Raw genomic sequence first — 13750 nt, forward strand, 5'->3', positions numbered from 1 at the left:
TCCACGGCCCGATGACGCCTTCGGCGATCGGCGAGTCCCTGGGCATTTCGCGGCAGAGCACGTCGAAGGTGCTGCGCGTGCTCAAGGACCAGTACCTGATCGAGCAGGCCTCCCGCGGCACCGACCGGCGGGAGCAGACGACCTCGCTGACCGCGGAGGGCGAGGAGTTCCTGATGCGGGCCGCGCAGGGCCGCCGGGAGACCGCCAAGGTGGCCGACGTGGCGCTGACCTCGGGTGAAGCCCAGATCTTCGCCGAGCTCTGCCAGAAGGTCGCCGACGCCCTGCACTCCACACCCCAGCCTTTCCCGCTTCGCGACGTCTGAGCCGCGCGGTCACGCCTGGCCCCCAGACGCTCACATCCCGTTACGGGTTCCCTGCTGCTCGGCGGCCCAAACGCGCCGTTCGCCGCCGTCACCCGGCGTGCACGCGGCCGCGTTCCGGGCTGCCTCTGGCACGCCTCCGCCGATCGGGTCAACGCGCACCGCTGTCTGCCGTCAATCCTCAATGGATCCGCGCGCTCGGGTTGCGGGCACCACGGCCGCCGGTACGGTACGCGCGCGAAATGAAATGATTGTTTTCCTATTATCCGGTAAACGATTTCAGGCTGCGAATATCGACGCTGGGTGATCTCGGGATTTCCTTGACCGAAGTCGCGTACGGTGGCATTTTTCTTGCCGCGCAGACATTTTCGCGGCGGGTTGACAGTCCTCGGAGCCCTTTGCATACTGGTTGCTGAAAAGAAATCATCTCGCCTGAATTGATCATAACCGCCACTGCGTGCGGTGAAGGCGATCGCCATCGGCACCGAACAGGGGGATCCATGCCCGTCGACGGAAACCCGGCCGTGCCCGGACTCGTGCTGCCACGGCTGTTCGAACGCGCCGCCGCGGACCATCCACATCGGACGGCGCTGAGCGGCGACGGTCCCGAGGTGTCCTACTCGGACCTCAACACCCGCGCCAACCGCCTGGCCCGGACGCTGCGCCTGATGCAGGTGCGCGACGGTGCCTCGGCCGGCCTCTACCTGGACCGCTCGGCCGACCTCGTCGTGACGCTGCTCGCGGTGCTCAAGGCCGGCGGCTGCGTCGTCCCGCTCAACCCGGCCTACCCGGCCAAGATGATCCGCCACATCGTCGAGGAGACCGGCCTGCGCACGATCGTCCACCAAGGACAGCCGTCGCTGGCCGAGGCGGACCTGCCGGTGCGGCAGGCGCACGTCGCCGACCTGCTGAAGGAAAGCGCCACCCAGGACGAACACGACCTCGAGCAGGCGCCGGCCGCCGAGGACGACGCGTTCGTGCTGTTCACCTCCGGTTCCACCGGCCGGCCCAAGGGTGTCCGGCTCGCCCACCGCGGCCTCGCCCGGCTCGCGGTCGCGGACCCGAAGCTGACGATCACGCCGGACGACTGCCTGGTGCAGCTGGCCGCGTTCTCCTTCGCCGCGTCCGGCAACGAGTTCTGGCTGAGCCTGCTCAACGGCGCCGAGCTCGTCCTGATGCCGCCGGGTCTGCCGTCGCTGTCCGACCTGCGTGACGTGATCACCAAGCACGGTGTCAGCGTGCTGAGCCTGCCTTGTGGACTGTTCAACCTCTTGGTCGACAACGAACTCGACGCCCTGCGCGAGCTGCGCGTGATCATGGTCAGCGGCGACTTCCCGTCCCCGGCCCACCTGGCGACCGCGGCCGAGAACACCACCGCGGCGATCTTCAACGGCTACGGCTGCACCGAAAACTCCGCGATCTCCTCGCTGTACCCGATCACGCCCGAGGTCCGCGACCTGGACCGCGTCCCGGTCGGCAAGCCGCTGACCGGCGTCACCATGGACGTGCTCGACCAGGACCTCGCGCCGTGCCCGCCCGGCGACGTCGGCGAGCTGTGCATCGGCGGCACCGGCGTCGCCAACGGCTACCTGAACCTGCCGGACGCCCAGGCCGGGAAGTTCGTCGACGGCGGCACCCGCTACCGCACCGGTGACCTCGCCCGGCTCACGCCCGACGGCGACGTCGTCCTCGTCGGCCGGTCCGACAGTCTCGTGAAGATCCGCGGCTTCCGCGTCGAAACCAGCGCCGTCGAACTCGCGCTGAAGTCCTTCGACGACATCGAGCACGCCGTCGTCAAGGCGTTCGGGAACGAAGCGAACGAAAAGAGCCTCGTCGCGTTCTACACGACTTGGAGCGGACAGGAAATCGGCACCGGCGAGCTGATCGCGCAACTCGCCGACTCCCTGCCGGACCACATGATCCCGTCGGACTTCCGCGCGCTCGACGCGATGCCGGCGAACCTCAACGGAAAGATCGACCGGGCCGCACTGCACGACCCGCGCGCCCGGCCAGTAGAAGAAAAGGAGCAGCGCATGACGAACCCCCTCGAAACCGTCATTCTCCAGATGTGGCGCGAGATCATCGGCAGTGACGACTATTCGGTCACCGACCCGTTCGTCGGGCACGGCGGCAATTCCCTGCACTTCGTGAAGTTCGCGTCGGGCTTGCAGTCGGTCTTCGCGGTCGAGGTCCGGCCCGAGGACGTCTTCCGGCACGGGACCGTCCGCAAGCTCGCCGAACACGTCGAATCCCTGCGAACCGGCGCCGCCGCCCGGTGAGCGGCAGACCGAACCGACGCACGGGGGGCCGCGATGATCGGAGAGGTACTGACACCATGGAGAACCCACTCGAGTCGGTGATCCGCCGGGCCCGCTCCGGCGTCACCGTCGACGGTGTGGCCGGCCACGAGCAGTTCGCCGGGCTGCTCAGTGCGCTGCTGGGGATCACGCTGGGGGCCGACGACGTCCGGCGCCACGAGGACCCCGCGGACCTGGCCCGGCACATCGACGACCTGCGCGGCGGCCCGCCCGGGCTCACCGCGACCTGCGACAGCGGCCCGGCACCCGCCTCCTACGGGCAGCGCGGCATCTGGTTCATCGACCAGTACTCGCCGCGCCCGGCGGCCTACAACGCGCCGTTCGTGTTCACCGTCAAGACCCCGCTGGACACCGGCGTGCTGCACGAGAGCCTGCGCGCGGTCCTGGCCCGCCACGAGATCCTGCGCACCACGTTCTCCGCCGAGGACAGCGAGGTGTTCCAGCACGTCACCCCGGAACCGGCCGGCGACTTCTCGACCGTCGAGCTGAGTGCCGAGCGGCCGCTGGACGACGTCGTCGCCGAAGTCGTCGACACCGAGTTCGACCTGGGGACCGGCCCGCTGGTCAAGGTGGTCTGCGCGGCCGAGCCCGACGGGCCGACGCACGTCGTCTGCAGCATCCACCACATCGTCTTCGACGCGGCCTCGGCCGGGGTGTTCCTCACCGAATGGTTCACCCGCTACCACGCCGCGCTCGCCGGGGACCCGTTCGACGAGGGCCCGGCCCGGCCGCAGTACCGCGACTTCGCCCGCCGCCAGCGGGAGACCGTCCGCGACGACAAGCTGAACGACCTGCTGGGGTACTGGGAAGAGCGGCTCGCCGGGCCGCTGCCGCTGCTGGACCTGCCGACGGACCGGCCGCGGCCGCTGGAGCAGTCGCACCGCGGCGACATCGTCCGGTTCGACCTCCCGCCGGAGCTGACCGAGCGGGTCCGCGCGCTCGCCGCCGACGAAGGCGTCACGCTGTTCATGCTGCTGGAAGCGGCGTACGCGGCGTTCCTGCACCTGCACACGCGCCAGGACGACGTCCTGATCGGCAGCCCGGTCTCGCTGCGGGACCTGCCCGAGACGGCCGAGATGCTCGGCTACTTCGTCAACATGGTCGTCTTCCGCCACGGCCTGCGACACGACCTGCCGCTGCGGGAGCTGTACGCGCAGGCCGGCACCGAGGTCACCGAAGCGCTGCGGCACAAGGACGCGCCGTTCGAGAAGGTCATCGAGCGGGTCAACCCGCCCCGCAGCCCGAGCCACGCCCCGGTCTTCCAGACCATGTTCGTGCTGCCGGACTCCGACTGGGCGGCGCTCGACCGGCTCGGCCTGGACGCTGACCTCGACCTCTACGTCAGCCGCAGCTCGAAGTACGACCTTTCGCTGATCGTCGAGCAGGACGGCACCGCGCTGCGCGGCGTGTTCGAGTACGACACGGCGCTGTTCGACCGCGAGACCGTCGAGGAGTTCGGCGACCGGTACGTCCGGCTGCTCGAAGCCCTCGTCGCGCACCCCGGTGGCACGGTCGGTGAGCTGGGGCTGCTGTCCGCCGAGCAGGAGCAGGAGGTCCTCGCGTGGTGCGCGCCGCCGGCGGAGGACACCACCCGCCGCCCGGTCGCGGAGCTGTTCGAGACGCAGGCCGCGGTCACCCCGGACGCGCCCGCGCTGGAACACGGCGACCGCGTTCTCACCTACCGCGAGCTCAACGGCCGCGCCAACCGGCTGGCCCGCGACCTGCGGGCGAAGGGGGTGGGACGCGGTGACCGCGTCGGGATCCACGTCCCGCGCTCGCCGGAGATGGTCGTCGCGCTGCTCGGCGTCCTGAAGGCGGGGGCCGCGTACGTGCCGGTCGACCCGTCCTACCCGGCCGAGCGGATCGAGTACATGCTGGCGGACTCCGGCGTCGCGCTCGTGCTGGAGTCGGTCGAGCCGGAAGCCACCGACGAGACCGACCTGGGGCGGTTGAAGAGCGGCGACGACGAGATCTACGTGATCTACACGTCGGGCTCCACCGGACGACCAAAGGGTGTCGTGCTCACCGAAGCCACCGTCACCAACCTCGTCGAGTACATGCGCCGGACCTCGCCGATCGGCGCGACCGGGCGGACGCTGCAGTACATGACGCTGTCCTTCGACGTCTCGGTGATGGAGATCCTGGGGACGCTCTGCGCCGGCGGCACGCTCGTGCTGATCGACGAGGACCTGCAGAAGGACCTGCACCGGCTCAGCGGTTTCCTGCGTGAGCACCGGATCTCCCGGACCTACCTGCCGTACGTCGCGGTGCAGCAGCTGGCCGCGGTCGCCGAGGACAAGCCGTTCCCGGATCTCGTGGAGGTCGCCTCCGTCGGCGAGCAGCTGGTGATCACCCCGCAGATCCGTGCGTTCTTCGCGCGGCGGCCGGAGATCCGGTTCCTGAACATGTACGGGCCGTCCGAGACGCACCTGGCGTCCGCGCACGAGCTGAGCGGCGACCCGGCCGGCTGGCCGGAGGCGCCGTCGATCGGCGGCCCGATCGGGGGCCTGTCGATGCTGGCCCTCGACGACGGCGGCCGGCTCGTCCCGCCCGGGGTGCCGGGGGAGCTGTACCTCGGCGGCGACCTGGTCTCGCCGGGTTACCACGGGCTGCCCGAGCAGACCCGCGAACGGTTCGTGGAGACGCCGTTCGGGCGCCTCTACCGCACCGGCGACCTGGTCCGCTACGACCGCCACGGCGAGTTCGACTACCTCGGCCGCGCCGACACCCAGATCAAGATCCGCGGCTACCGCGTCGAACCGGCCGAGGTCGAGGCGGCGCTGAACGAGCTGCCCGAGGTCAGCGCGTCCGCGGTGGCCGCGGTGACGTTCGGCGCCGGCGACCGCCGCCTGGTCGGCTACCTCGTCACCGAGCGGGAGCCCGACCCGGTGCAGGTGCGGTCCGCGCTGTCCGGGTCGCTGCCGGACTACCTGGTGCCGTCCCACTTCGTGCGGCTCGCCGCGCTGCCGATCGCGCCCAGCGGCAAGATCGACCGCAAGGCCCTGCCGGACCTGTTCGTCGCGGGCACGACGACCACGTCCCGGCCGCCGGAGACCCCGACCGAGCAGGCGATCGCCGAAGCGTGGACCGAGCTGCTGGGCACCGGCGGCGTCGGCCTCGACGAGGACTTCTTCGCCGCGGGCGGGCACTCGATCCTCGCCACCGAGCTGATGTACCGGCTGCGCAAGCGGTTCGACGTCGACGTGCCGCTGCGGGTGTTGTTCGACAACCCGACCGTGGGCGGCATGGCCACGCGCATCGACGCGCTGCGGTCCGGCGAGGACACCGGCGACCGTGTCGACCTGCGGGCCGACGTCCGGCTGGCCGACCACATCCGCGTGCCCGACGGCGCCCCCGTGGCGACCGCCGAGGACGTCCTGCTCACCGGGGCGACCGGGTTCCTGGGGATCCACCTGCTGCGCGAGTTGCTGGCCGAGACCACCGGCCGGGTCCACTGCCTGGTCCGGGCCACCGACGCCGACGCCGCGTGGGACCGGATCGCCGCGACGGCCGACCGTTACGGCATCGGGAAGTCCCTCGACCGCGACCGGATCACGGCCGTGGCGGGTGACCTGGCCGCCGACCGGCTGGGACTGTCCGAAGCGGACTACGACTGCCTTGCGCACCGCGTCGGCACGATCCACCACACGGCGGCGCACATCAACTTCGTCGCGCCGTACGCCTCGGTGAAACAGGCCAATGTGGACGGTCTCGCCCGGATCGTCGAGTTCGCCGCGGCCGGGCCGGTCAAGCCGGTGCACTACACCTCCACGGTGGCGGTGTTCTCGCCGAAGCCGCGGCCCCAGGCGATCACCGAGGACGACGTCCCGGACGACTCCGACGACCTGACGATCGGCTACACCCAGAGCAAGTGGGTCGCCGAAGAGGTCGCGCGGCTGGCCCGCGACCGCGGGGTGCCGGTGGCGATCTACCGCATCGGCCGGATCGCCGGCGACAGCGAGACCGGCGCGCTGCAGTCCGAGGACTTCCTCTGGCGGCAGGTCAAGAGCTTCCTTGAGCTCGGCGTCGTCCCGCCGCCCGAGGAGCACGACACCGACCTCCTGCCGGTCGACTTCGTCGGCCGCGCGCTGGTCCGGCTGGCGAAGGCCCGGCCCGCCGGAAACGACACCTGGCACCTGTTCAACCCGGGCATCAAGACCTTCGACGTCGTCTACCGGGCCATTCGCGAGCTGGGGTATCCGCTGCGCGAAATCCCGGTCGGTGAATGGCGCGCCGCGCTGGCCGACGGCGACAACCCGTTGTCCGCGATGGCCCCGCTCTACCAGGAGGGGGCGCTCGACATCGGCGACAACGTCTACGGCAACGAGCGCACCGGGCGCGAGCTCGCCCGGCTGGGCCTGCGCTGGCCGGAGATCACCCCGGCCGTGTTCACGAAAATGATCGGCTATTTCCGTGAAACGGGCGAATTCACCGGCTGACGCCGATTCGCCCCCGTGCTCCCGATATCCGGCTCAAGCAAGGAATGCGTGATGAGGAAGACGCTGCCCGCACGAGCCCGGCCGGTACTGCACCGCGCCGCCGATCCGTGCGACGAGACCCTGTCCGACTACCCCGCGGCCCAGCAACCCGACTGGCCCGACCGGACGGAGGTCGCCGACGTCCGCGACACGCTGTCCGAGCGTGAGGACGTCGTCGGCCCCGCCGAGGTGCTGCAACTGCGGTCCCTGCTGGCCCGCGCCGCCGAAGGCGAGTTCTGCGTGCTTCAAGCGGGCGACTGCGCCGAGGACCCGGCCGACACCGGCGTCCGGGCCGTGGCCCGCAAGATCGGCATGCTCGACACGCTCGCCGAGATCATGCGGGTCGGCTCCGGCCGCCCGGTGCTCGAGGTTGGCCGGATCGCCGGCCAGTACGCCAAGCCGCGCTCGCAGAACGTCGAGAACGTCGACGGCCACGAGCTGCCGGTCTACCGCGGGCCGATCGTCAACAGCCCCGAACCGACCGCCGAGGCGCGCCGGCCCGACCCAGGCCGGATCCTGGACGCGCATGAGGCCGCCCTCGGCGTCCGCGCGTCCATCGGGCGGCTGGGCCGCGGCACCGGCGCCGACCCGGCCGGCCGGATCTGGACCAGCCACGAGGCGCTGCTGCTGGACTACGAGGTCCCGCTGGTGCGCCGGATGCCCGGCGGCCGGAGCTACCTCGCCTCGACGCACTGGCCGTGGATCGGCGAGCGGACCCGGCGCTCGGACGGCGCCCACGTGCACCTGCTGTCCACTGTGGTCAACCCGGTCGCGGCGAAGGTCAGCGCGAAGGCACCGATCGAGGACGTCCTGAAGCTCTGCGAACAGCTCGACCCCTACCGCACACCCGGGCGGCTCACGCTGATCCCGCGGTTCGGCGCGGCCCGCATCGGCGAGCTCGCGCCGCTGGTGCGGGCGGTGCGCGACGCCGGGCACCCGGTGCTGTGGCTGTGCGACCCGATGCACGGCAACACCGTCGTCGCCGACGACGGGCTCAAGGTCCGCTGGCTCGAGGACATCATGAACGAGCTGCGCCAGTTCGTCCGGATCGTCACGGGGGAGGGCGGCGCCTGCGCCGGCCTGCACATGGAGGCCTCGCCCAGCGAGATCTCCGAGTGCCACGGCGCCGGCATCACGGCGTCCCGCGGGCCCGGTTACACCACGCTGTGCGACCCGCGGCTCAACCTCACCCAGGCCGTCGCGCTGACCGCGCACTGGCAGCCCGAGGCGGCCCACGAACTCAGGACGGAGCTGGCGTCATGACCGTGACCCTGGTGACCGGCGCGGGCAGCGGCATCGGCGCCGCCACCGCGACCCTGCTCGCCGAGCGCGGGCACACCATCGCGTTGTTCGACCGGGACGAGGACGCCCTCGCCCAGGTCGCGAAGCCGCTGCTGGACGAAGGCCGCAGCGTCGAGACGCACGTCGTCGACGTCACCTCCAGCACGGAGGTCGACGCCGCCGTCGAGCGCGTCGAGACCGGCTTCGGGCCGATCAGCGGACTCGCGAACGTGGCCGGCGTGCTGCGGCTGGGCCGGGTGAGCGAACTGTCCGACGAGGACTGGAACGCGACCTTCGCGGTCAACGCGACCGGCGTGTTCCACGTCTGCCGGGCCGTGTCGCGCCGGATGGCGTCGCGCAAGAGCGGCTCGATCGTCACCGTCGCGTCGAACGCCGCCGGGGTGCCCCGCAGTCACATGGCCGCCTACGCCGCGTCGAAGGCCGCCGCGACCAGCCTGACCCACAGCCTCGGCGTGGACCTCGCGCCGCTCGGCATCCGCTGCAACGTCGTCGCGCCGGGCTCGACCGACACGCCGATGCTGCGTTCCATGTGGACGGACGATTCCGGGGCGGCCGCCACCATCCAGGGCGACCCCGGTCAGTTCCGCCTGGGTATCCCGCTGGGCCGGGTCGGCGCGGCCGAGGACGTCGCCCGCAGTGTGGCGTTCCTGCTCTCGGACGAGGCCCGGCACGTCACCCTGGCCACCCTGCTCGTCGACGGCGGCGCCGCACTGGGCGCGGTCTGAGGAGGCCCTGATGACCGGCATCACGATCGAACCGTACGACCTGCCCACCACCGTCCCGGCCAGCACCGCGGACTGGCGGGCGCACCCGTCCCGCGCGGCCCTGCTGATCCATGACATGCAGCGCTACTTCGTCGGCTTCTACCCCGAGGACGGCGAACTGCGGCGCACGCTCGTCCGCAACGTCGTCCAGGCGCGGGAAACCGCCGACCGCCTCGGCATCCCGGTGTTCTACACCGCCCAGCCCGGCTCGATGACCAGCGAGGACCGGGGGCTGCTGCACGACATCTGGGGTCCGGGCATGAAGGCCACTCCCGCCGACCGCCAGGTGATCGACGAGCTGACGCCGACCCCGTCGGACGTCGTGCTGACGAAGTGGCGCTACAGCGCCTTCTTCCGCACCGACCTGCTCGACCGACTGCGGGCCGCCGGGCGGGACCAGCTGATCGTCTGCGGGATCTACGCGCACGTCGGCTGCCTGGTCACCGCCGTCGAGGCGTTCACGCACGACATCGAGACGTTCTTCGTCGCGGACGCCGTCGCCGACTTCGGCCCGGACGAGCACCGGCTCGCCGTCGGCTACGCGGCCGCCAACTGCGCGGTCGCCACGACCACCGCGGCGCTGGTCGGTGAGCTGGAAGGCGCGGTGGTCGCGTGAGTCCCCTGCCCATCCGCGCGGGGTCGCCGTACGCGATCCTGCACCGGCCCGGCAGCGGCCGCGGCGACCAGGTCGAGATCGTCTCCGGCCCGGTCCGCACGGCCGAGCGGCTGGCCGACCTGACCCTGGACGACGGCTCGTGGGAAGGCCGAGGCCGGCACACGAAGCTGGTCCTGCTCCCGTACCGGCAGCTCGCCGAACGCGGGTACGACTGCCCGGACGACCAGGTCCCGTTGCAGGTGATGGACATCGAGTCCCAGGCGACGCTCACCGTCGCCGAGACCCTCGAGGCACTGCCCGACACCGTCCCGCCGCTCGAAGACCGCGCGTTCGACCTCGGCGACGACGAGTACGCCCGCACCGTCGAGCGGATCCTGGACGACGAGATCGGCGCCGGCGAGGGCGCGAACTTCGTGCTCTCCCGCAGCCTGCGCAGCCGGTTTCCCGGTTTCGACGACGACGTCGCGCGGGCGGTCTTCAAGCGGCTGCTGGGCGCGGAAGCCGGCGCGTACTGGACGTTCCTGGTCTTCACCGGCGAGCGCTACCTGCTGGGCAGCACGCCCGAGCAGCACGTCCGGCTGTTCGACCGCACGGTGACCATGAACCCGATCAGCGGCACCTACCGCTATCCCGAAGGCGGCGCCGACGCCGAAGGTCTCCTCGAGTTCCTCCACGACGAGAAGGAGGCCGACGAGCTCTGCATGGTCGTCGACGAGGAACTGAAGATGATGGCCGAGCTGTGCGACCGCGGCATCCGGGTGTCCGGGCCGCGGCTGCGGCGCATGTCGCGGCTGGCGCACACCGAGTACTCCCTGGAGGGCGAGACCGGCAAGCCGCTGACGGAGGTGCTGCGGCACACGCTGCTAGCGCCGACCGTCACCGGCAGCCCGCTGGTCAACGCCTGCCGGGTGATCCGCCGGTACGAGCCGCAGGGGCGCGGTTACTACAGCGGCGTCATCGGGCTCGTCGGCAGCGACGACGACGGCCGCCGTTCCCTGGACTCGGCGATCCTCATCCGCACCGCCGACATCTCGCCGGGCGGCGACGTCCGGCTGGCCGCCGGGTCGACCATCGTCCGCGAGTCCGCGCCGCTGTCGGAAGCCGCCGAGACGACGGCGAAGGTGTCGGCCGTCCTGAAGTCTCTTTCCGGCGAAGCCCGCCGGTCCGCGGCACCGCCGCCTTCGACGTCGTCCGAGGAAGTGCGTTCGGCGCTGAAGGCACGCAACGACGGGAAGTCCCGCTTCTGGCTCGACGGCGCCCGGCCCGGCACCGGGCCCCGGGTGCGGATCACCGTCGTCGACGCCGAAGACGCGTTCACCTCGATGCTGGCCTACCAGCTGAAGTCGGTGAACTGCGACGTGACGACGGTGCCGTGGGACGCGGGGGAGCTGCCGGACAACGACCTGGTGCTGCTCGGCCCGGGACCGGGTGACCCCAACGACGTCGAAGGCGCGAAGGTCGGCCGGCTGCGCGCGCTGGCCGCGGACCTGCTGCGCGAAGGCCGTCCGCTCGTCGGCGTCTGCCTGGGCCACCAGGTGCTCTGCGCCGAACTCGGGCTCCCCGTCCAGCGGCTCGCGCGGCCCAACCAGGGCCGTCAGGCGCACGTGACCATCGACGGCACGCGCCGCGCGGTCGGGTTCTACAACAGCTTCGCCGCACGCACGGCCGACGACCGCGTCGCGGTGCCCGGCCGTGCCGACGCGGAAGTAGTGCGAGGCCTCGACGACCAGGTCATCGGCCTGCGCGGGCCGGGACTGGCGACCATCCAGTTCCACGCCGAGTCCTTCCTCACCGAGGACGGCCCGGCGATCCTGCGCGACGTCGTCGACCACGCCACCACCGAAGGAGGCAGCTCATGACCACGATCGCCCCGGCGTTCGACCGCGCCCGGCTGAGGACCTTCCTCGGCCACTTCACCACCGGCGTCACCGTCGTGACCTACCGGCGGGGCCCGGAGGTGCGCGGCGCGACCGTCAACGCGTTCACGTCCGTGTCGCTGGACCCGCCGCTCGTGCTGGTCTCGCTCGACCGGCGCAGCCGCTCGGTCAAGCAGCTCGACAGCGGGCCGTTCGTGGTGAACATCCTCGCCGAGGACCAGCAGGACGTCGCGATGCACTTCGCGGGAAAGCCGCTGGCCGACGACGAAGTGCCGTGGGTCGACCTCGAGTCGCCGGTGCCGCGGCTGGGCGGCACGGTCGGGCACGTCGAGTGCACCCCGTGGCGCGCCTACGACGGCGGCGACCACGTGCTGCACGTCGGCGAGGTGACCGGCCTCGACCTGGCCGGCGGGCGTCCGCTGCTGTTCTTCGGCGGCGAGTTCCCGCGGCTGGCCGAAGACCCCGAAGCACCGCACTGGTCGTGGTCGCTGGACGACCCGACACCCCAACGATGGGAGGCAGGCAAGTGAGCGAGACGACGACCCGGCCGTTGACCGGGGACGAGTACCTGGAGAGCATCCGCGACGGCCGCGAGATCTGGGCCTACGGCGAGCGCGTCGACGACGTCACCAAGCACCCGGCGTTCCGCAACACCGCCCGGATGACCGCGCGGCTGTACGACGCGCTGCACGACCCGGCGAAGAAGGACGTCCTGACCACGCCGACCGACACCGGCAGTGGCGGGTTCACGCACAAGTTCTTCCGCGCCCCGAAGTCCACACAGGACCTGATCGGCGACCGGGACGCGATCGCCGAGTGGGCGCGGATGAGCTACGGCTGGCTCGGCCGCAGCCCGGACTACAAGGCGAGCTTCCTCGCCACCCTGGGCGTCGACCCGGGTTACTACGGCGAGTTCGAAGGCAACGCGCGCCGCTGGTACGCCGAGGCGCAGGAGAAGGTCCTCTTCTGGAACCACGCGATCATCAACCCGCCCGTCGACCGGCACAAGGCGGCCGACGACGTCGGGGACGTGTTCGTGCACGTCGAGGAGGAACGCGACGACGGCCTGGTCGTCAGCGGCGCCAAGGTCGTCGCGACCGGCTCGGCCCTGACGCACGGCAACTTCATCGCCCACTACGGCCTGCCGGTGAAGAAGCGCGAGTTCGCGCTGGTGGCGACGCTGCCGATGGACTCGCCGGGGCTGAAGCTGATCTGCCGGCCGTCCTACGCGCTGCAGGCGGACACGACGGGCAGCCCGTTCGACTACCCGCTCTCGAGCCGGCTCGACGAGAACGACACGATCTTCGTGCTCGACAAGGTGAAGATCCCCTGGGAGAACGTGTTCGTCTACGGCGACCAGGCCAAGGCGGCGACCTTCCTGTCGGCGTCCGGGTTCCTGAACCGCTCGACGTTCCACGGCGTGACGCGCCTGGCCGTGAAGCTGGACTTCCTGGCCGGGCTGCTGCTCAAGGGCGTCGACGTCACCGGCACCAAGGACTTCCGCGGTATCCAGACCCGCATCGGCGAGGTCATCGCGTGGCGGAACATGTTCTGGGGGCTGAGTGACGCGATGGCGCTCAACCCGGACCCGTGGAAGGACGGCGCGCTGCTGCCGAAGCTCGACTACGGCATGGCCTACCGCTGGTTCATGACGATCGGCTACCCGCGGGTGCGGGAGATCATCCACCAGGACCTGGGCAGCGCGCTGATCTACCTGAACTCGCACGCGAGCGACTTCCAGAACCCGGAGCTGCGGCCCTACCTGGACAAGTACGTCCGGGGTTCGTCGGGCTACGACGCGGTGGAGCGGGTCAAGCTGATGAAACTGATCTGGGACTCCGTCGGCACCGAGTTCGCCGGCCGCAACGAGCTCTACGAGCGGAACTTCTCGGGCAACCACGAGAACGTCCGGATCGAGATGCTCACCGCGCAGCAGGTGTCCGGGCAGGTCGACGGTTACAAGGGCTTCGCCGAGCAGTGCCTGGCCGAGTACGACCTCGACGGCTGGACCGCGCCGGACCTGATCAACCCCGATCGGCTCTGACATGGGCCACGACGTGACGGAGGGCCTCCCC

At 71.0% G+C, this 13750-nt stretch carries 8 protein-coding genes and 1 pseudogene; all 9 read left to right on the forward strand.

The window, feature by feature from the left end; all coding sequences use genetic code 11:
• Positions 1-11: 11 nt before the first annotated feature.
• Positions 12-101, forward strand: a pseudogene (locus ACIOD2_RS04225) (MarR family transcriptional regulator); the annotation flags it as partial.
• Positions 102-820: 719 nt separating this feature from the next.
• The gene (locus ACIOD2_RS04230) at positions 821-2599 is read left to right on the forward strand and encodes an amino acid adenylation domain-containing protein (protein WP_400534184.1); all 1779 of its coding nucleotides are present in this window, start codon (positions 821-823) and stop codon (positions 2597-2599) included.
• A gap of 56 nt (positions 2600-2655) precedes the next feature.
• Positions 2656-7077, forward strand: a complete 4422-nt coding sequence (locus tag ACIOD2_RS04235) for an amino acid adenylation domain-containing protein (RefSeq protein ID WP_400534187.1) — start codon at positions 2656-2658, stop codon at positions 7075-7077.
• Between the two features lie 51 nt (positions 7078-7128).
• Entirely contained in the window at positions 7129-8379 is a 1251-nt protein-coding gene (locus ACIOD2_RS04240; protein ID WP_400534190.1) for a 3-deoxy-7-phosphoheptulonate synthase, read from the forward strand.
• On the forward strand, positions 8376-9143 hold the full coding sequence (locus ACIOD2_RS04245) for a 2,3-dihydro-2,3-dihydroxybenzoate dehydrogenase (protein ID WP_400534193.1): 768 nt from the start codon (positions 8376-8378) through the stop codon (positions 9141-9143). The genes ACIOD2_RS04240 and ACIOD2_RS04245 overlap by 4 nt, the downstream gene beginning before the upstream one ends.
• Before the next feature lie 10 nt (positions 9144-9153).
• Complete coding sequence (locus tag ACIOD2_RS04250) at positions 9154-9798, forward strand: isochorismatase family protein (RefSeq protein ID WP_400534196.1); 645 nt, start codon at positions 9154-9156, stop codon at positions 9796-9798.
• Positions 9795-11657: an anthranilate synthase family protein gene (locus ACIOD2_RS04255; RefSeq protein WP_400534199.1), complete on the forward strand. Its 1863-nt coding sequence runs from the start codon at positions 9795-9797 to the stop codon at positions 11655-11657. The genes ACIOD2_RS04250 and ACIOD2_RS04255 overlap by 4 nt, the downstream gene beginning before the upstream one ends.
• The gene (locus ACIOD2_RS04260; protein WP_400534202.1) at positions 11654-12205 is read left to right on the forward strand and encodes a flavin reductase family protein; all 552 of its coding nucleotides are present in this window, start codon (positions 11654-11656) and stop codon (positions 12203-12205) included. Before ACIOD2_RS04255 ends, ACIOD2_RS04260 begins: the two co-directional genes overlap by 4 nt.
• Positions 12187-13719, forward strand: coding sequence for a 4-hydroxyphenylacetate 3-hydroxylase family protein (locus ACIOD2_RS04265; protein WP_400534205.1), 1533 nt, complete (start codon positions 12187-12189; stop codon positions 13717-13719). Before ACIOD2_RS04260 ends, ACIOD2_RS04265 begins: the two co-directional genes overlap by 19 nt.
• Positions 13720-13750: the final 31 nt, after the last annotated feature.

This window comes from Amycolatopsis sp. NPDC088138 (assembly GCF_044741685.1).
In the GTDB taxonomy this organism is placed as follows: domain Bacteria; phylum Actinomycetota; class Actinomycetes; order Mycobacteriales; family Pseudonocardiaceae; genus Amycolatopsis.